Source organism: Arthrobacter sp. SAFR-179 (genome assembly GCF_059414945.1).
This window is the reverse complement of the sequence record NZ_JBPFDM010000009.1, coordinates 165,999-183,909: the sequence shown is the minus strand read 5'-3', so window position 1 is coordinate 183,909 and position 17,911 is coordinate 165,999. Positions and strand designations below refer to the sequence as shown.

General features: G+C 68.4%; 17 protein-coding genes. 13 read left to right on the top strand and 4 right to left on the bottom strand.

What is annotated here, in order from left to right; all coding sequences use genetic code 11:
* Together ACR65K_RS15070 and ACR65K_RS15065 are read right to left on the bottom strand one after the other, a co-directional pair.
* Positions 1-374, bottom strand: a 374-nt coding sequence (locus ACR65K_RS15070) for a phage holin family protein (protein WP_440153707.1), incomplete at its 3' end; no start/stop codon positions are given.
* Complete coding sequence (locus tag ACR65K_RS15065; protein ID WP_440153705.1) at positions 374-1,354, bottom strand: hypothetical protein; 981 nt, start codon at positions 1,352-1,354, stop codon at positions 374-376. The genes ACR65K_RS15070 and ACR65K_RS15065, both read right to left, overlap by 1 nt.
* 187 nt (positions 1,355-1,541) lie before the next feature.
* Here ACR65K_RS15065 and ACR65K_RS15060 point away from each other — a divergent pair, with 187 nt between their 5' ends.
* The gene (locus tag ACR65K_RS15060; protein ID WP_156386212.1) at positions 1,542-2,225 is read left to right on the top strand and encodes a hypothetical protein; all 684 of its coding nucleotides are present in this window, start codon (positions 1,542-1,544) and stop codon (positions 2,223-2,225) included.
* 24 nt (positions 2,226-2,249) lie between these two features.
* On the opposite strand, the gene ACR65K_RS15055 is transcribed toward ACR65K_RS15060, so the two are convergent.
* Positions 2,250-3,290, bottom strand: coding sequence for an NAD-dependent epimerase/dehydratase family protein (locus ACR65K_RS15055; RefSeq protein ID WP_440153703.1), 1,041 nt, complete (start codon positions 3,288-3,290; stop codon positions 2,250-2,252).
* Between the two features lie 150 nt (positions 3,291-3,440).
* Here ACR65K_RS15055 and ACR65K_RS15050 point away from each other — a divergent pair, with 150 nt between their 5' ends.
* From ACR65K_RS15050 to ACR65K_RS15000, 11 genes are all read left to right on the top strand, one after another.
* On the top strand, positions 3,441-4,391 hold the full coding sequence (locus ACR65K_RS15050; protein WP_440153702.1) for a sigma-70 family RNA polymerase sigma factor: 951 nt from the start codon (positions 3,441-3,443) through the stop codon (positions 4,389-4,391).
* Between the two features lie 226 nt (positions 4,392-4,617).
* Complete coding sequence (locus ACR65K_RS15045) at positions 4,618-5,154, top strand: D-glycero-alpha-D-manno-heptose-1,7-bisphosphate 7-phosphatase (RefSeq protein ID WP_440153700.1); 537 nt, start codon at positions 4,618-4,620, stop codon at positions 5,152-5,154.
* A complete protein-coding gene (locus tag ACR65K_RS15040; RefSeq protein ID WP_440153699.1) occupies positions 5,154-6,242 on the top strand; it encodes a glycosyltransferase family 9 protein in 1,089 nt (362 codons plus the stop codon). Before ACR65K_RS15045 ends, ACR65K_RS15040 begins: the two co-directional genes overlap by 1 nt.
* Entirely contained in the window at positions 6,239-7,273 is a 1,035-nt protein-coding gene (locus ACR65K_RS15035) for a glycosyltransferase (protein WP_440153698.1), read from the top strand. The genes ACR65K_RS15040 and ACR65K_RS15035 overlap by 4 nt, the downstream gene beginning before the upstream one ends.
* The gene (locus ACR65K_RS15030) at positions 7,270-8,535 is read left to right on the top strand and encodes a glycosyltransferase (RefSeq protein ID WP_440153696.1); all 1,266 of its coding nucleotides are present in this window, start codon (positions 7,270-7,272) and stop codon (positions 8,533-8,535) included. The genes ACR65K_RS15035 and ACR65K_RS15030 overlap by 4 nt, the downstream gene beginning before the upstream one ends.
* 86 nt (positions 8,536-8,621) lie before the next feature.
* Positions 8,622-9,272 carry a D-sedoheptulose-7-phosphate isomerase gene (locus ACR65K_RS15025; RefSeq protein WP_440153725.1) on the top strand — a complete coding sequence of 217 codons (651 nt, stop codon included), beginning with the start codon at positions 8,622-8,624 and terminating at the stop codon, positions 9,270-9,272.
* Positions 9,269-10,654 carry a PfkB family carbohydrate kinase gene (locus tag ACR65K_RS15020; protein WP_056336952.1) on the top strand — a complete coding sequence of 462 codons (1,386 nt, stop codon included), beginning with the start codon at positions 9,269-9,271 and terminating at the stop codon, positions 10,652-10,654. The genes ACR65K_RS15025 and ACR65K_RS15020 overlap by 4 nt, the downstream gene beginning before the upstream one ends.
* A 61-nt stretch (positions 10,655-10,715) precedes the next feature.
* Entirely contained in the window at positions 10,716-11,432 is a 717-nt protein-coding gene (locus ACR65K_RS15015) for an SDR family oxidoreductase (protein ID WP_440153694.1), read from the top strand.
* Between the two features lie 88 nt (positions 11,433-11,520).
* Entirely contained in the window at positions 11,521-12,972 is a 1,452-nt protein-coding gene (locus ACR65K_RS15010; RefSeq protein ID WP_440153692.1) for an aldehyde dehydrogenase family protein, read from the top strand.
* Positions 12,969-14,501 carry a D-glycero-beta-D-manno-heptose 1-phosphate adenylyltransferase gene (gene rfaE2 / locus ACR65K_RS15005; RefSeq protein ID WP_440153691.1) on the top strand — a complete coding sequence of 511 codons (1,533 nt, stop codon included), beginning with the start codon at positions 12,969-12,971 and terminating at the stop codon, positions 14,499-14,501. The genes ACR65K_RS15010 and rfaE2 overlap by 4 nt, the downstream gene beginning before the upstream one ends.
* A 32-nt stretch (positions 14,502-14,533) precedes the next feature.
* On the top strand, positions 14,534-15,451 hold the full coding sequence (locus tag ACR65K_RS15000; protein WP_440153690.1) for a spermidine synthase: 918 nt from the start codon (positions 14,534-14,536) through the stop codon (positions 15,449-15,451).
* A gap of 28 nt (positions 15,452-15,479) precedes the next feature.
* On the opposite strand, the gene ACR65K_RS14995 is transcribed toward ACR65K_RS15000, so the two are convergent.
* Positions 15,480-16,397: a LysR family transcriptional regulator gene (locus tag ACR65K_RS14995; protein ID WP_440153688.1), complete on the bottom strand. Its 918-nt coding sequence runs from the start codon at positions 16,395-16,397 to the stop codon at positions 15,480-15,482.
* Positions 16,398-16,524: 127 nt separating this feature from the next.
* Here ACR65K_RS14995 and ACR65K_RS14990 point away from each other — a divergent pair, with 127 nt between their 5' ends.
* Entirely contained in the window at positions 16,525-17,904 is a 1,380-nt protein-coding gene (locus tag ACR65K_RS14990) for an MFS transporter (protein ID WP_440153687.1), read from the top strand.
* The last annotated feature ends 7 nt before the right edge of the window (positions 17,905-17,911 follow it).

Sequence of the window (17,911 nt, the reverse complement as noted above, 5' to 3'; positions counted from 1 at the left end):
GTTTGGGGCAGGCCCTTGATCTGCTTGAGTTCCTTGCGGCCGATGGAGGCCAGGACCGCGGCGATGATGCCCCAGATCACGGCGACGATCAGCGCGGACCAGCCCAGGGGCATGATGGCGCCCAGGGCCCACATCAGGGCCAGGGACAGGAAGAGCAGCACGAAGTGCCCGCCCACGCCGGCGCCGGCGAGCATGCCGGCGCCTTTCCCTGCACGGGTGGCGGACTGCTTCGCTTCGGCCTTGGCCAGCTCCACTTCCTGGCGCATCAGCGTGGACAGGTCCCGGGTCACATCCCCCAGCAACTCACCCAGCGACGCGTTGTCAGCCTTCATATGCGCCTCACTCGGCGGCATCTCCGGAATGTGGCTACTCATCACAGACCACCCGTCTGGCCACCCCGGGTGCGGTCCTGGGTGAGGGGGTCGTTCGCCATGGGATCGTCGGCGAGTGCGCGGTCACGCAGCGGGTCTTCGGACAGCTGGTTCCCGGACCAGGGCTCCTCCACCAGCTGCGGGCTGTCGAGGCCGCTGGCCGGACCCGCTGCCTCGGGGTAGCTGCTGCCCGGTGCGCCGCCGTCGTAACCTGCTGTCGTGGTGGCCGGGCCGGGGAGCTGGACCGGCGGCGGCGGAACGGTTCCGCCGGCAACGGGGGTTGTCCGGTTGTACTGGTCACCGTAAGGGGTCCCGGAGTACTGGCCGGAAAGGCCCGCAGCCCCGGTGCCGGTGGACGAGTCGGGGGCGCCTGCGGTGAGGCCGCGGGTGAGGCGTCCGGCCAGGACGCCGGCGCCGGCGGCGAGGAGCAGGAACGTTCCGGGCCGGTTGCGGGCAAACCGCTGGACCTCGTTCAGGAGGTCACCGGGCTCCCGGTTCTCCAACCAGGACGCCATGGAGGACGTGCGATCGGCTGCCTGCCGGATCAGGTCGCTGGCCATGCCCTGCTGGTCCGGTGCGCTGGCCATGCTGTGCAGCTGGCTGGAAATGTTGCGGATGCCCTCGGCGGCCTTTTGCTGCTGGGTGCCGGCCTGGCTGGTCAGGCCCGACTTCGCCTGGTGGAACAGGTCCTGGGCGTTGGCCTTGGCCTCGTGGGCAACGTTAGCGGCCTCGCCCTTGGCCGTCTGGGCTACATTCTGGGCAGACCCGGCGGCAGTGCGGGCCACGTCGGCTGCTTCTTCCTTGGCAGCCTCTTTACGCGAGGACGCAGAGGTCTGATCGGTGGTGGCGTAGCCGGTTCCGGCCTCGCCCGTGTAGGGGCCGGCTGTTGACGGGAAGGTAGTGGCCTCCCGCTCACCGGGGATTCCTGTACTGCCCGGAGGAGTCGTGTAAGCGGGGTCCTCGGGCCATTGGTTCTCTGTCATCTTCGCTCTCTCTTTCCAAGAAGGCCGGTTGTTGATCAAGAACCAGCAATACTGGCCGTAAAATGATAAGCATGGTTACTAATAAAAAGTAAGTACCCTTGCTAAGCGAGTTATAACCGTTCCAAAAATGTCAGCCGGAATGGCGAGGGCCTGCCCGGTCACAACGAAGTGGAAAGTGGTGGGAAACATGGATACAGCTCCATGGGTATGGGTGATAGTTGCCATTGTTGTGGTGGCACTGATCGTGGTGCTCCTTCTGGCCGGCGGAAAGCGCCGCAAGGCCATGCAGCAGAAACGCGACCAGGAGCACCGGGAAAAGGCCGCCGAGATCCGGCGTGAAGCCGAGAACATGGAAATCGACGCCCGCGAGCGCGAGGCCAAGGCCATCCGCGCGCGTGCCGATGCAGAGCAGGCGCAGGTTGACGCGGCCCGCCTTCGGCAGGAAGCCGAGCAGCGGGCCCACGAGGCCCAGTCCCTGCGGGGTGACGTCGCCAGCCGCACCCGGAAGGCGGATGAACTCGATCCCGATGTCGGAAGCGATGGCAGCCGGCGGGACCGCGTTGAGGGCACTGAGGAGCGGCGCGAGTACCGTGACGCCGGACATGACGGGCGTGGACCTGCCGACGCAGGTGCTGTCCGTGATGGCGACCGGGACGCGGCGTACAGGGACGGCCGCCATGCCGACGCGGGACGGGATGACCGCGGAAGCCATGACACCCTTCCCGGCGGCGCCGGGACGGATAGGCCCGCAGAAGTGACGGAAGCAGAATCCGGGCGGCGGCGCAATCGCGACGCGGAAAACACCGCGACGGGAAATACCGGCACCTCCGCTGGGCGTGATGTCCGCGGGGAGGAAAATCCGCGCATCTAAGGCCGGCGGGAGGGTGGCTGGGGTTTAGGGCCGCCGCGGTTTGAGGACGGGGGAAGGTTTGACGCCTTTCCCCGTTCCCATGCCCGCGAGGAGTTCCTTGACGGCGTCCACCGATGACACCCGTGGTTCCCACCCGAGGATCCGTTGCGCCCGGCTGGTGTCCATGATGGGCGCCCCCGCCGCCATCTCCACCCATCCCGAGTCCGTGGGCTGGATGCGTGCCCGCCACGTAAGGTCCACTATGGCGTGAAGCAGCCGCATGGGAATGGGGAGGATTCTCTTGGCGCCCAGGATGCGGGCCAGTTCCTGCGGGGTCAAAACCGGCTCGGACGCGATGTTGAAGGCACCGCTGGCCCGCTGGTCCACCACCCGCCAGTAGGCCTCTGCCACGTCGTCAGCATGGACCGCCTGGAAGATCAGGTTATCCGGGGCCGGCAGCAGTGGAACCCAGGGTTTCCGCGGTACCAGGCGCGGAAAGATGTTCCCCAGGAAGTACCTTCCGATTTCGCTTCCCGCCTTGCCCTGGAAGATGAGCGCCGGCCGGAGCCTGGCGACGGAAATCTCCGGCTCCGCGGCCGCGAACTGGTCAAGGAGCTTTTCCTGCTCGGCCTTATGCCGGCTGTAGTGCGAGCCCGCCATTCCTGTTGCCGGCCAGGACTCATCCCTGCGCTGGTATTTGTCCGCCTTGCTGTAGGCGCCAACGGACGACGCACACACCACCTGCTTCACGCCCATTTTTGCTGCGGCTTCGAGGACGTTCTTCGTGCCGGTGACATTGGTCCGGTGCAGGAGCTGGAGGTTGTGGTTCGGCTGGATTTGCCACGCCAGGTGGACCACGGAGTCCACCCCTTCGAGCGCCTTCTCCAGCGCGGGCCTGTCCTGGTCCAGGCCCACGTCCAGGGTGTGCCATTCCACGCCGCCATAAGGCTCTGTGGACGTATCGGGCAGCCTGCGGCTGATCCCCACCAGCTCCAGGCTGCCTGGCTTATGGGCGAGGTGGCCCTGCAGGTTGCGCAGCAGTGCTGTTCCCGCATTTCCGCTGGCCCCGGTGATGGCTACGCGCATGGCTACGACTCCTTCACAGATTTGGACTGGTTGCGGCCCTCCATGACGAGCCTATAGCGGAGAAGCATTGTTTTATAAGCAACCTTATGATTTCCTACTTCTAAGTCTTGCCGCAGGCTTTCGGAACCAGACCGAGGGAAACCAACACTCATGCCCGAATCCTTTGCCGCTTTTGCCGTGGACGCTTCACCTGTCCATCGCCAACAGTCCCAGCCGGCACAACAACCAACTCCTCCCGCCACCTCTGGAAGGCTGCGGGAAACGTTCGAAAACGACCTGGTCCTACGGTACCTGGACCTCGCCGAAGCCCTCGCTGCCCGCTTTGAGGCCCGCGGCCGGGAGCGGGCGGACCTGAACCAGGTGGCCTATCTGGGCCTGGTGAAGGCCGCGCGCGGATTCGACCAGGCCAAGGGCGAAAGTTTCCCTGCCTACGCCGCGCCCACCATTACGGGCGAACTCAAGAGGTATCTCCGCGACCGGACGTGGGTTGTGCGGCCGCCGCGCCACATCCAGGACCTGCGGACCCGGCTGTTCCGGGCGGAACCGGAGTTGACCCAGACACTGGGACGGAATCCGAGTGTTGCCGAACTGGCCGGTGAACTGGGAACTGACCCGGCTGAAGTTCAGGAGGCCATCTCGGCATCCAGCAGCATGCACCCGGATTCCCTTGACGCCGTGAACCCCAACTCGGATGCGCCCTCCATCGGTGAGGTCCTTGCCTGCCCTGAGACACCCCTGGAACGGCTCGAGGAACTCGCCTGCCTGCGTGAGGCCATGCAGGACCTGGACGACTCGGACAGGGAGCTTTTGTACCGGCGCTATTTCTGCGAGGAGACGCAGGTGCAGTTGGGCAAGCGGCTGGGAATGTCCCAGATGCAGGTGTCCCGCCGCCTGGCCAAGGTGCTGGTGGAGCTTCAGCGGCGCCTTGAGGCCAGCGCCCAGTTCGGTGCGCGGGAAGACGCCGCCGGCAGTGGGGCGTCATCCCGGGTTGCGCAGGTAGACCGGTCAGCAAGCCACGTTGCATCCTTCCGGGAGGCTCGGAACGGGCACGCCGGCGTGGGTGCAGCGGGCCGCCGGCTGGGCGGTACCAGGGCCAGGTAAGGCTGGCCCTGCGCGGGCAACAGGCAACGGACGACGCCGGGCGGCACCTTCCCGAGGCACGTCAACGCCGGGAGCGCAGAGGGGGCTGTGGAGGGCCCTGGAAGGAGTATCCGTCAGCAGTCGAATTCGTATCTTGCCTGTTCAACCGGCCAAAAGAACGCGGTCCTGCGGCTGAAAAAGCCCGCGGCCCTGTTTAGGAGCAGCAGCAGGAGGGAACGGTCCGATTATGGGAAGCTCTGAAACCTCCAAGCTCCGGGCTGTCCTGTTCGACCGGGACGGGACCCTGGTGGTCGATGTGCCCTACAACGGGGACCCCGGCAAAGTACGGCCAATGGCCGGCGCCAAGGCTGTCCTGGACCGCCTGCGGGCGGCGGGCATCGCCACCGGTGTGGTCAGCAACCAGTCGGGGATTGCCCGCGGGCTGATCACGGCCGCGGACGTGGCAAAAGTCAATGCCCGGGTGGAAGAACTGCTCGGCCCTTTCGACGTGTGGGAAGTGTGCCCGCATGCCGAGCAGGACGGCTGCGCCTGCCGCAAACCCGCCCCGGGCATGGTCCACAGCGCCTGCGGCAAACTGGGCATCCACGCCTCGGAAGCTGCCCTGATCGGGGACATCGGCGCCGACGTGGGTGCTGCCGAGGCGGCCGGTGCCACCGGCGTCCTGGTTCCCACACGCGTGACCCGCGCCGAGGAAGTGGCCGCGGCGCGGCTGGTGGCCCCGGACCTGGCATCCGCCGTCGGCCTGCTGCAGGGGACGCCCTGATGGGGCGCGTCCTGGTGGCCCGGCTGGACAGCATGGGCGACGTCCTGCTGTCAGGCCCTGCCGTGCGGGCGGTAGCCAACGGCCGGGCCGAGTACGGCGGCAGCACCAACCACGTGGTGATGCTGTGCGGCAGGCAGGGTGAAGCGGCCGCGGCCCTGCTCCCCGACGTGGCCGAGGTCTACAGCTGGGACAGTCCCTGGATCATGAACCCGGCGCCCAAAATGACCGGACCGCACGCCGACCGGCTGATCGAATACGTCCGAAACTCCCGGATCACCGAAGCAGTCATCCTCACGTCCTTCCACCAGTCGCCGCTGCCGCTGGCCCTGCTGCTGCGGCTGGCAGGCGTTGAGCGCATCACCGGAGCCTCCACTGACTACGCCGGCTCCTTGCTGGATGTGCGCCTCAAACCGGGTGAGGACTTCCCTGAAGACCAACCCGAGGCGGAGCGGGCACTGGGCATTGCCGGGGCGGCGGGCTTCCGGCTCCCCGCCGGCGACGACGGGAAGCTGCACGTGAAGTCCGTTCCGGACGTGACAGGCCTGGTAGGTGAGGAACCCTATGTTGTGGTCCACCCCGGAGCCGCCGTCCCCGCCAGGGCCTGGCCCCCGCTGCATCATGCCGCCGCCGTCGAACTCCTTCAGGGCGCAGGCTACCGGGTGGTGGTAACGGGCGGCCCCGGCGAAAAGTCCCTGACCGCCACGGTAGCCGGCCCCTCGGCCCTGGACCTGGGCGGGCGTACCGACCTGTCCACCATGGCCGGCGTCATGGCCGGCGCCGATGCCGTGGTCAGCGGCAATACCGGCCCGGCCCATTTGGCTGCCGCGGTGGGCACACCGGTGGCGTGCCTGTTTTCGCCCGTGGTCCCGGCCATCCGCTGGGCCCCCTATGGCGTGCCCCTGGAACTCCTCGGGGACCAGAACGCGCCCTGCCGCATGTCCCGCGCCCGGGTTTGCCCCGTCCCGGGCCACCCCTGCCTCGACTCGGTATCGCCGGAGGAAGTGGTGGCGGCGGTGGAACGCCTGATCAGCGGAGTGAGCTCCTTTAGCACCCACGTCAGCACCCGTAGAAAGGCCCGCAACAGATGAGAATCCTGCTCTGGCATGTCCACGGTTCCTGGACGGACGCCTTTGTCCGCGGCCGTCATGAGTACCTGCTTCCCGTCCTGCCGGGAGGTGGAGCGTGGGGGCTGGGCCGCGCCGGCAGGGACTGGCCGGAATCAGTGCGGGAGGTGGACCTGGCGACCCTCGACCCCGAGGCGGTGGACGCCGTCGTCCTCCAGCGCCCGGAAGAGATCGGTGAAGTGCTCCGAACCCTGGGACGGATGCCCGGCGTCGACCTTCCGGCCGTATTCGTGGAGCACAACACGCCTAAAGGCAATTTCCCCAACACCAGCCACCCGCTCGCGGACCAAAAGAGCATCCCCGTGGTCCACGTGACCCACTTCAACAGGCTGGCCTGGGACAACGGCTCCGCTCCCACCACCGTGATCGAGCACGGAATTCCGGACCCCGGGCAGCTCTACACCGGTGAACTGCCGGAACTGGGGGTAGTGGTCAACGAACCGGTGCGGCGCGGCCGGGTCACAGGAACGGACCTGCTGCCGGCCTTCGCGTCCGTGGCACCGCTGCAGGTATTCGGCATGAAGACGGACGGGCTGGCAGAAGCTACCGGAATCGAGGCGTCGCGCCTGACGTCGCGGGGCGACCTGCAAACCCGGGAGCTGCACCGGGAACTCGCCCGCTGCCGCGTCTATGTCCACCCCATGCGGTGGACCTCGCTGGGGCTGTCCCTGCTGGAAGCCATGCACCTGGGCATGCCGGTGGTGGTGCTGGCCACCACTGAGGCTCCACGCGCGGTGCCGCAGGAAGCGGGCATCGTCTCCGCCGACGTCGACGAGCTGCTTCGCTGTGCGTCCCGGCTGGTGGCCAATCCGGAGGAAGCACGACGGCGGGGAGCAGCCGCCCGGGAGGCGGCGCTGGAGCGTTACGGCCTGGGTAAGTTCCAGGACCGGTGGGACGAGCTGCTGGCGGACCTGCGGAACCGGCCGCGGCACGCCGTCAACGAGCGGCCGGACGAGCGGATCCTCGTTCCGGCGCGGGAGAGGAAGACACCATGAAGATTGCCATGATTTCCGAACACGCCAGTCCGCTGGCGGCATTGGGCGGGGTGGACGCCGGCGGCCAGAACGTTCACGTTGCCGCGCTGTCCGAGGCCCTTGCCAACCGCGGCCACCATGTCACCGTGTATACCCGAAGGGACGCAACGGAGCTCCCCGCACGGGTCCGGGTGGGGCGCCGCCTTGAAGTGGTCCACGTGGACGCCGGGCCCGCCCGGCACGTGCCCAAGGATGAGCTGCTGCCCTACATGGGCGAACTCGCGGACGGCGTGGCCAGGGACTGGGGGCACCGGCCGCCGGACGTGGTGCACGGCCACTTCTGGATGTCCGGCCTGGCTGCCCTGGACGCTGCCAGGCGGCCCGACACCGGGTACCGCGTGCCCATGCTCCAGACGTTCCACGCGCTGGGCACCGTCAAGCGGCGGCACCAGGGCGCCGAGGATACCAGCCCCGAGGCGCGCCGCTGGCTGGAACCCGGAGTGGGCCGTTCCGCGGACCGGATCATCGCCACCTGCTCCGACGAGGTCTTCGAGCTGAAAGCCATGGGCATCGCCACCGGCAAGATCTCCATCGCGCCCTGCGGCGTGGATCTGGGCTTCTTCTCGGCGGATGGCCCGGTGGCACCGCGGAAGCGCCGCTACCGCATCCTGTCGGTGGGGCGCCTGGTGCCACGCAAAGGCGTGGACCTGGTGATCCGCGCGCTCCCGTACCTCAAGGCGGCAGGATTTGACGACGTCGAACTCCTGATCGTGGGCGGCGGCGGAGACACCAACGTGATGCACGCCGACCCCGAAATCCGCCGCCTGCTGGACCTCGCCGCCCAGCTCGGCGTGTCTGAACAGGTGACCCTGCAGGGGCAGGTATCCCGTTCGGAGATGCCAGGCATCTTCCGCAGCGCCGACGCCGTGGTGTGCGCCCCCTGGTACGAGCCGTTCGGCATCGTTCCGCTGGAGGCCATGGCCTGCGGCATCCCCGTGGTGGCAGCAGCGGTTGGCGGGCTCCGGGACACGGTAGTGGACCACACCACCGGCCTGCACGTCCCGCCGCGGGACCCGGAGGCCATCGCATCGGCCCTGTCACTGCTGCTGGAAAACCCCGCCCTTCGAACAAAACTCGGCCAGGCAGGAGAACGCCGCGCCCGCACCCGGTACTCCTGGGACAGGGTGGCAGCGGAAACCGAAAAGGCCTACCAGCTGGCCATCGCCGGCGCCCCGGCCGGCGCTTCGGCCGGCAATGTACCCATGGAAGGAGCCGCACTGTGACCGCCGAATCATCCCTGCGTGAATCGTCCGTGCGCGAGGCATCCCTGCGGCAGGCAGACCTCCGCACCCTGACTGCGGCCCCGTCGCTGCCTGCGGTGCTCCCCGGCGCCACCTTCGTGGATGCCGCCAGCGCCGACGCCGTGCGCACCCACCTGGACAACGTGGTTCCTGCCCTGGAGTCGCTCCGCAGCCAGTCCGGCAGGCTCGCCGCCTGGGGCGTGGAGCTGGCGGTGCGCCTGCTGCGCGGGCAGCGGCTGCTGGCCGCCGGCAACGGCGGCTCAGCCGCGGAGGCGCAACACCTCACCGCCGAACTGGTGGGCCGGTTCGACAGCGAGCGGGTCCCGTTCTCCGCCATCTCCCTGCATGCCGAGTCGTCGGCCGTGACCGCGATCGCCAATGACTACGGCTACGACGAGGTCTTCGCCCGGCAGGTCCGGGCCCATGCCCGTTCCGGCGACGTGCTGATGCTGCTGTCCACCAGCGGCAAGAGCCCCAACCTGCTGCGCGCCGCGGAAACGGCGTCCCGGCTCAATGTGACCACCTGGGCGCTCACCGGTTCCGGACCCAACCCGCTGGCGGACGCCTGCGATGAGGCCGTCATGATCGACGCCCTCAACGCCAACGCCCAGGAAGGGCACCTGATCGCCCTGCATGCCATCTGCCGCGCCTTCGACCTTGAAGTTGCCCGCCACACTCCAGCCGTTGTCCCCGGCTTCCCGAGAGGGGGCCGGCCATGAGGATCGTGGTTGTGGGCGACGTGATGCTCGACGTCGACCTTTCCGGTGAAGCTACGCGGCTGAGCCCGGACGCCCCTGTACCCGTCGTGGACGTTTCGGGCGTGCGCCGCCGCGCCGGCGGTGCAGGCCTGGTGGCGCGCATGCTGGCCCAGGACGGCTGGCCCGTCACGCTGGTGACAGTCCTGGGCAATGACGACGCCGGCAGCCAGTTGCGTGCGCACCTCGCCGGGGTGCGGCTCGTCGCAGGGACCAGCGGCTATCCCTCGCCGGTCAAGACCAGGGTCCGGGCGGGTTCGCATCCGGTGGTCCGCTTTGACCAGGGCTGTGAAAAGACGCCCGTTCCGGATGTCAGCCCCGCCATGCTCCGCGCCGTGGAACATGCCGGCGTGGTCATCGTTGCAGACTACGGCAGGGGGCTGGCTGCCAACCCGCAGCTGCGGGACGTGCTGGCCCGGCTCGCCGATGACGTGCCGATTATCTGGGACCCGCACCCCTCCGGGCCGGAACCCGTGCCCGGGGTGGCCGTGGTGACTCCGAACATTTCCGAAGCCACCAAGGCCGTCCAGGCCGGTCCCGGAAGCGCGGCAGGCTCGGCAGACGCCGTGGCGGAAATCCTGCTCAAGCGGTGGCGCAGCCAGGCCGTGCTGGTGACCAAGGGCGAGGAAGGGGCGGTCCTGTTGCGGCAGGGGGATGCTGCTGCCCGTGCCGTTCCTGCGCCCCGCGTGGAGGCGGGTGATCCGTGCGGGGCAGGCGACCGCCTGGCAGCCAGCCTGGCCGTGCACCTCCTCGCCGGCCGGGACCTGCCCGACGCGGCGGCCCTGGCAGTGCATGACGCCGCGGATTTCCTGGCGGCCGGGGGAGTTTCGGCCCTGCCGGACACTGCAGATGCTGCCGCCGGGCATTCGGCGCCGGCCGCCGGCCGGCGGACCACGGAACCGCTGCTGCTGGCCCGCTCGGTGCGCGAAAGCGGCGGAAAGGTTGTTGCCACCGGCGGCTGCTTCGACCTGATCCACGCCGGCCACATCCGGTCCCTTACGGCAGCCCGCGAGCTGGGGGACTGCCTGATCGTGTGCCTCAACTCCGACGACTCGGTACGGCGGCTCAAGGGGCCGGAGCGTCCGATCATCGGCCAGCACGACCGGGCGGAACTGCTCCTGGCGATGGAATGCGTGGACGCGGTGATGGTCTTCGACGAGGACACGCCCGAGGCCGCTCTGGACCGGCTCCGTCCCGACATCTGGGTCAAGGGCGGCGACTACAAGGGAGCCCGGCTCCCGGAGGCGGACCTGGTGGAAAGCTGGGGCGGCCGCTGCCTCACCGTCCCCTTCCATCCCGCCCGCTCCACCACCGGCCTGGCGGACGCCCTCGCCAAGGTCAGCTGAACCGCCCAGCCCGTTGATTTGTTTGATCCATTGACTTGTTTTCCCTCTTGAAAGGAACACCATGACCGCAGAAGCAACTGCAAACGCATCCACCACCCCCGGCCGCGTCCTGGTTACCGGAGGTGCCTCCGGACTTGGAGCCGCCGTCGTCGATGCCGTCCTCCGCTCAGGCGGCACCCCGGTGGTCCTGGACCGTGACATCAGCAGCGTCGCCGGCGTGAAGGCGTTCGAGGTGGACGTTGCCGACCGGGCAGCCGTGGAGAAGGCCGTCCGCGAAGCCGCGGAGACCCTTGGCGGCCTGGACGCGGTGGTCACGGCCGCCGGTATCGACCGCTGCGGCAAGCTCGCGGACGTGGAGGCGACCGAGTGGGAAAAGGTCATCGGCGTCAACCTCATGGGCACCGTTTCGGTAGTGCGCGCCGCCCTGCCCTACCTCAAGGAAACCCACGGCCGCGTGGTAACCGTGGCGTCCACCCTGGGCAAGCGCGCCGTGGCCGATGCCACCGCCTACTGCGCCTCCAAGTTCGGCGTGGTGGGATTCAGCCACGCACTGGCCGCGGAAACCGGTGGCGAAATCGGCGTCACCACCATGATCCCCGGCGGCATGAAGACCAGGTTCTTCGATGACCGCACCGAACAGTACAAGCCGCAGGACGATTCCCGGCTCAATGACCCCGCCAACACCGCGCAGGCCATCCTCTTCGCCCTTAACCAGCCCACCGGCTGCGAGGTCCGCGAAATGCTGATCTGCCACGAGGAAGAGGGCTCCTGGCCCTAAGCCGCCACCGGCCACAGCACTCTTGACGGCCGCAGCCGAACCAGCGACATTACGACATATCCAGCACCTGAAAGGCGGGAGGAACATCATGCCCACCACAGCCACTGAAACAACCGCAGGCACCCAGACAGCAGAGGGCTCCGGCATCACCATCCAGGATCCGCGCACCGGTGAAGTGCTTTGGACGGTGCCCGAAGGGGGGCCGGAGGCAGTCAGCCATGCCGTCAGCGTGGCGCGCGGTGAGGCAGCGGGCTGGGCGGCAACCGCACCTGCCGAACGGGGCGCAGCCCTCAAGGCTGCCGCCAAAGCCCTGGCGGCAGCGGCCCGGGAGCTCGCGGGGCTGAACGCCAGCGAAACCGGCCGCCCGGAGGAAGAAGCGCTGGCAGGTATTGCCGCCGGCGTTTCCACCCTGGAACAGTACGCGGAACTGGGCCCGGTCCACCGCGGCCACAGCCTCCGCGGCAACCGTCTGGCCTCGGATTACACGCTGGCCGAACCCCGGGGCGTCGCCGTCCTGCTGACTCCGTGGAACGATCCGGTGGCCGTGGCCTGCGGGCTGATCGGCGCCGCACTGGTCACGGGCAACACCGTCATCCACAAACCCAGCGAGCGCTGCCCCCGGCTGGGGGAGACGCTGGGAGAAGTCCTGGCACCGGCCTTTCCAGCCGGCGTCTTCCAGACCATCTCCGGCGGCGCCGGCGTTGGAGCGTCGCTGTCACAGGCTGAGGTTGACGTGATCGCCCACGTGGGATCCAGTGCCTCCGGTGCACGCATCGCCCGGGCCGCTGCGCTCACCGGCGCGCACGTGCTCAGGGAAAACGGCGGCAACGATCCCCTGCTGGTGGACCGCGACGTAGACCCCGGGTGGGCCGCGCAGCAGGCTGCCATCGGAGCTTTCAGCAACAGCGGCCAGATCTGCACGTCCGTGGAACGGATCTACGTGCACAAGGACATCGCTGCCGAGTTCTCCAAAGCCCTGGAGGCGGAGGCTGCGCTCCGGAACAACAGCGGCAGCGTGGCGCCACTGGTTGACCTGCGGATGCGCGACGCAGTCCATGCCCACGTCACCGAGGCCCTGGCCCAGGGCGCACGGGCGGTTGAGGGCGGTGCGCTTCCGGACGGGCCCGGCTCGTTCTACCCCGCCACCGTCCTGCTGGACTGCACCGAAACCATGCAGGTCATGACCGAGGAAACGTTCGGACCCGTGGCTCCGGTGCAGGTGGTGGACACCTTCGACGACGGCCTGCGCCTGGCGTGCAGCGGCCGGTACGGACTGGCTGCCACCGTCCTGAGCAGCAACATCGCGCACATCCAGCAGGCGGTGGCCGCACTTCCGGTAGGGACCGTAAAGGTGAACGCGGTGTTTGGCGGTGCCCCGGGCGGCGCAGCCCAGCCCCGCGGCGAGAGCGGCGCGGGGTTCGGTTACGGGCCTGAACTCCTGGACGAGTTCAGCCAAATCAAAGTGGTGCACATTGAAGCTCCGCCGGCACCGTCAGGCTCGGGAGCCGGTTCCGTCATCGAGGAACAGGACCTGCCATGAGCGAGTCCCCGGAATCCATCGACCTGTCCACCCAGCGGGCACTGTCCGACTGGCTCCCCGGCCGGCTGGCCGCGGAACAGCCCTCCATCCTGGTCATCGGCGATGTGATGCTCGATGGCTGGTGGAGCGGCAGCATCGAGCGGCTCTGCCGGGAAGCCCCCGCCCCCGTGGTGGATCTCCAGTCCCGCGAATCGGTTCCCGGCGGAGCAGCCAACACCGCCATGAACCTGGCCGCCCTGGGCGCGAAAGTGTCGGTGGCGGGCATCATCGGCTCCGACGACGCCGGCGAGGACCTCCGCGGACAGCTTGCCGCCGCAGGCATCGATGTCCGGCACCTGCATACCCACCCGGACATGGTGACCACCACCAAGATCCGGATCAGCAGCGGCGGGCAGGTGATGCTGCGCCTCGATGACTCGGCCAGGACCGTCCCGGCCGACGCGCTGGCCGCGCTGGCCGCCTCGGTGCGTGCCGCCGTCGAACACCAGGACGCCGTGCTGGTGTGTGACTACGGAACCGGCGTGGTGGCGGACCCCGTCCGCACCGCCCTTGCCGGTGTCCTGGGGGCTGACACGGCGGGCGCCGACCGTCCGCTGGTGGTGGTTGACGCCCATGATCCGCGTCCCTGGGCCGCAGTGCGGCCGGACCTGGTGACCCCTAACGCGCAGGAAACCGCCCGGCTGTTGGACAAGAAACTGCCGGAGGGCCAGGAACGGGTGGAAGCCGTGGCCGCGGAGTCCGCGGCACTGTTGCAGGAAACCGGTGCGCGGGCCGTGGTGGTCACCCTGGACCGGGACGGAACCGTGCTGTTGATGCCCGACGGCGTGCGTCACCGGACGTGGGCCCGGCCGGCCGCTGAGAAGCAGGCATCTGGGGCAGGGGACACCTTCGTGGCCGCCCTCACCCTGGCCCGTGCCGCCGGGCTGCCGCTGACCGCCAGCCTGGACCTGGCCCAGTCGGCCGCGGACGTGGTGGTCCACCAGCCCGGCACCTCCGTGTGCAGCACCGCCCAGCTCAGCCGTTACCTGGAGGCCTTCGCCGATACTGCCCTGACCGGGGACGAACTGGAGCGGCAGATCGAGGTGCACCGTGCGCAGGGGCAGCGGATCGTGCTGACCAACGGCTGCTTCGACGTGCTGCACAGCGGCCACACCAGGTACCTCAACCAGGCCAAGCAGCTGGGCGACATCCTGGTGGTGGCGTTGAACAGCGATGATTCGGTGCGCAGGCTCAAGGGCCCGGGCAGGCCCATCAACAACATGGCGGACCGCGCAGCGGTGGTGGCCGCGCTCAGTTGCGTGGACTACGTGACGGTGTTCGATACCCCCACCGCCACCCCGCTCATCCGGCGGCTCCGGCCTGAAGTCTATGCCAAGGGCGGGGACTACACGCCCGGGATGCTGGCGGAGTCCCCGGCAGTGGAAGAGTACGGCGGCCGGGTAGCCATCCTGGACTATGTGGCTGAACGGTCCACCACCGCGGTGGTGAAACGGATCCGCGACGGCGAAGGGGCAGTGCCCACCAACTAAGGTTGAAGCATGACTGAAGCGCGGCACGGGTAATGGCAAAACGCGGAAAGTCAGGCGGCCGGAACAGCATCCGTGCGGTGGCCGGTGTGGTGGACGTTCCTGCGGGCTCCCGCCAAAGCGGTCCGGTGGAGGGCGTCTACTACATCGATACCGGTGACTGCGAACTGGTGGCGGACCAGGACAACTCCACCGGCTGGCTCCTGAAGATCAACGGGGTCATGAGCTCGCACATCGACCTCGCCGATCCGCTGTTCCTGGACTTCGAGTACATGCGGTGGATGGCCGCGCTCGTCGAGTCCCGCTGGCCGCCGTCGGACGCATCGTCGGCGAAACTGCGCGGACTGCACTTGGGCGGCGGCGCCTGCTCCATGGCACGCTACTTCGCCGCGGCGTACCCGGACGCCCGCCAGGTGGTGGTCGAACTGGACGGGAAGCTCGCCGAGTATGTCCGCAACTGGTTCGACCTTCCCAAGGCGCCGCTGCTCCGGATCCGCGTGGGCGAGGCCCGGGCCGTGACGGAGACCCTGACGGCCCACACCCGGGATTTCATCATCCGCGACGTCTTTGCCGGTGCCCACACCCCGCGCCCGCTGACCACCACGGAATTCAACCAGCACGTCAAGCGGGTCCTTGCCCCGGGCGGCCTGTACGTGGCCAATTCCGGGGACGCCCCCGACCTCCGGAACGCCCGCGAGGACGCGGCCACCATCGCGGCTGCCTTTAAGCACACGGTCATCATTGCCGACCCCGCCATGCTGAAGGGCCGGCGGTACGGAAACATGGTGATGGCGGGCAGCGACGAGCCGATCGTTGACGACCCCCGGCTCCGGCGCCGGCTGCTGGGCGGTGCCGTGCCGGCGCACCTCTGGGACGACGCCCAGGTCCGGGCCTTCGCCGCGGGGGCACCAGTCCGCCACGACCCGCCGCCACCCCCGTCGATTGCTGAGTAACTGCCGTTTTGGGGCCCCTAAACGGCAGTTACTCAGCAGTCGATGAGGAATCTCCCTTGCCAAGGAGCGCTTCGCGGTGTTCCGCCATGCGTTCCCGGAGGGCCTGCACGACGGCGGCCACGGCGGGGCGGCGCAGCGAATCCGGGCGCAGGACCAGCCAGTAGGGGAGGAGTTCGCCGATCTTGTCGGGCAGCAGCCGGACCAGGTCATCGTGCAGGTCGGCCATGAAGCACGGCAGGAACCCGACGCCGGCCCCGGCCCTGGTGGCCTCCACATGGACGAACACATTGGTGGAGGTGAGGCCGTCCCGCATGGCCGGAACCAGCCGCCGCGGCGCGTCGAGGTCATCCACCTGCAGCATTGAATCCACGAAATAGACCAGCGGGTGCGCATTGAGCTCGGCCACAGTGGCCGGAGTTCCATGCTCCGCCAGGTAGGCGCGGGAGGCATACATCCCCAGGCGGTATTCGCCCAGCCGGATGGCCTCCGCGCGGTGCACCTGCGGCTCGCCCACCACCACCTCGATGTCCAGCCCGGACCGCTGCTGCAGGGCGCGGCGGGTCATGGTCACCACCTCCACGCTCAGGCCCGGATGGTCCCGGCGCAGGCGCGCCACGGCCGGAGCGGCAATGTAGGCGCTGAAGCCGTCCGTCGCGGTCATACGCACGACGCCGGCAATCGGGTCAGGTGCCTGGCCCGCCGGTCCCAGCGTGCCCAGCACCTCCTCCACCTGTTCCGCCGCCCGCACGGCCCGTTCGCCAAGCTCCGTCAGTTCCCAGCCGCCCGCGGCCCGGGACAGCACCCGGCCGCCGAGCGCTTTCTCCAGGACGGCGATCCTGCGGGAAACCGTGGTGTGGTTCAAGCCCAGCGCCTGGGCCGCCGTCGTGAACTTTGCGGAGCGTGACACCGCGAGCAGGACCAGGAGGTCATCGGGGTTGGCATTCATATCTGCAATTGTGCACACGTTTCGTGCCGCTTTGGGCATTGAAGTGCCCCGATTGTGCAGCAATACTCATCTGAGTCACTTGTGCTGGAGATCACAGCGCGTGTCAATGTGGACACTGAGGAGAACCATGAGCATTGAGCAACGCCGGGCCAACGAGGCCGGGCATGCACCCAAAGGATCAGGACTGAAGAAAATCGTTGCCGCCTCCATGGTGGGGACGGTGGTGGAGTGGTACGAGTTCTTCCTCTACGCAACCGCGGCCACCCTGGTCTTTGGCAAGTACTTTTTCCCCGCCACCGGCAATGAGCTGGACGGGATCATCCAGGCCTTCCTCACCTACGCCGTGGGCTTCGTCGCGCGGCCGCTCGGCGGGATCGTCTTTGGCCAGATCGGCGACAAGCTGGGCCGCAAGCCCACCCTGCAGCTCACCATCGTGATCATCGGCGTGTCCACGTTCCTGATGGGCTGCCTCCCCGGCTTCGCCGACATCGGCTATCTGGCTCCCGCGCTGCTGGTGCTCCTGCGGTTCATCCAGGGCTTCGCGCTGGGCGGCGAATGGGGCGGCGCAGTCCTCCTCGTGGCCGAGCACAGCCCGAACAAGACCCGCGCGTTCTGGTCCAGCTGGCCCCAGGCCGCCGTTCCGGTGGGCAACCTGCTGGCCACCCTGGTGCTGTACATCATGTCCACCACCCTGACTAGCGAAGCCTTCCTTGGCTGGGGCTGGCGCGTGGCCTTCTGGCTCTCCGCCGTGATCGTCTTCGTGGGCTACTACATCCGCACCAACGTCAGCGAAGCGCCCATCTTCCTCGAAGCCAAGGAACTGGTCGAAAAGGAACAGGCCGTCAGTTACGGCGTGTTCGAGGTGCTCCGCAAGTACCCCAAGGGCATCTTCCAGGCCATGGGCCTGCGGTTCGCGGAGAACATCATGTACTACCTGGTGGTCAGCTTCGCGATTGTCTACCTCAAGAGCGTGCACAAATACGACACCTCATCGCTGCTGCTGGCACTGCTGATCGCGCACGTCATCCACTTCGCCGTCATCCCGCAGTACGGCCGCCTGGCGGACCGGATCGGCCGCAAGCCCGTCTACCTGGCCGGCGCCATCCTGGGTGCCACCTGGCCGTTCTTCGCCTTCCCCATGTTCGATACGCGGAACGCCCTGGTCATCGTCCTTGCCGTCACCATCGGCCTTTGCCTGCACGGCCTCATGTACGCCGGGCAGCCGGCCATCATGGCCGAGATGTTCCCCACCCGCATGCGGTACTCCGGCGCCTCCCTCGGTTCCCAGGTCACCTCCATCTTCGCCGGCTCGCTGGCGCCGCTGCTGGCCACCCAGTGGCTCAAGGACACCGGCTCATGGGTGCCCACCGCCATCTATCTGGTTGTGGCCTGCGCCATCACCTGCGTGGCCGTCCTGAGCCTGAACGAAACCAAGGGCATTGCCCTGGAGGACGTGGACAAGGAAGACGCCGCCCGCGAGGGACTGCTCAGCGCCACGCGCAGCTGAGCCGCTG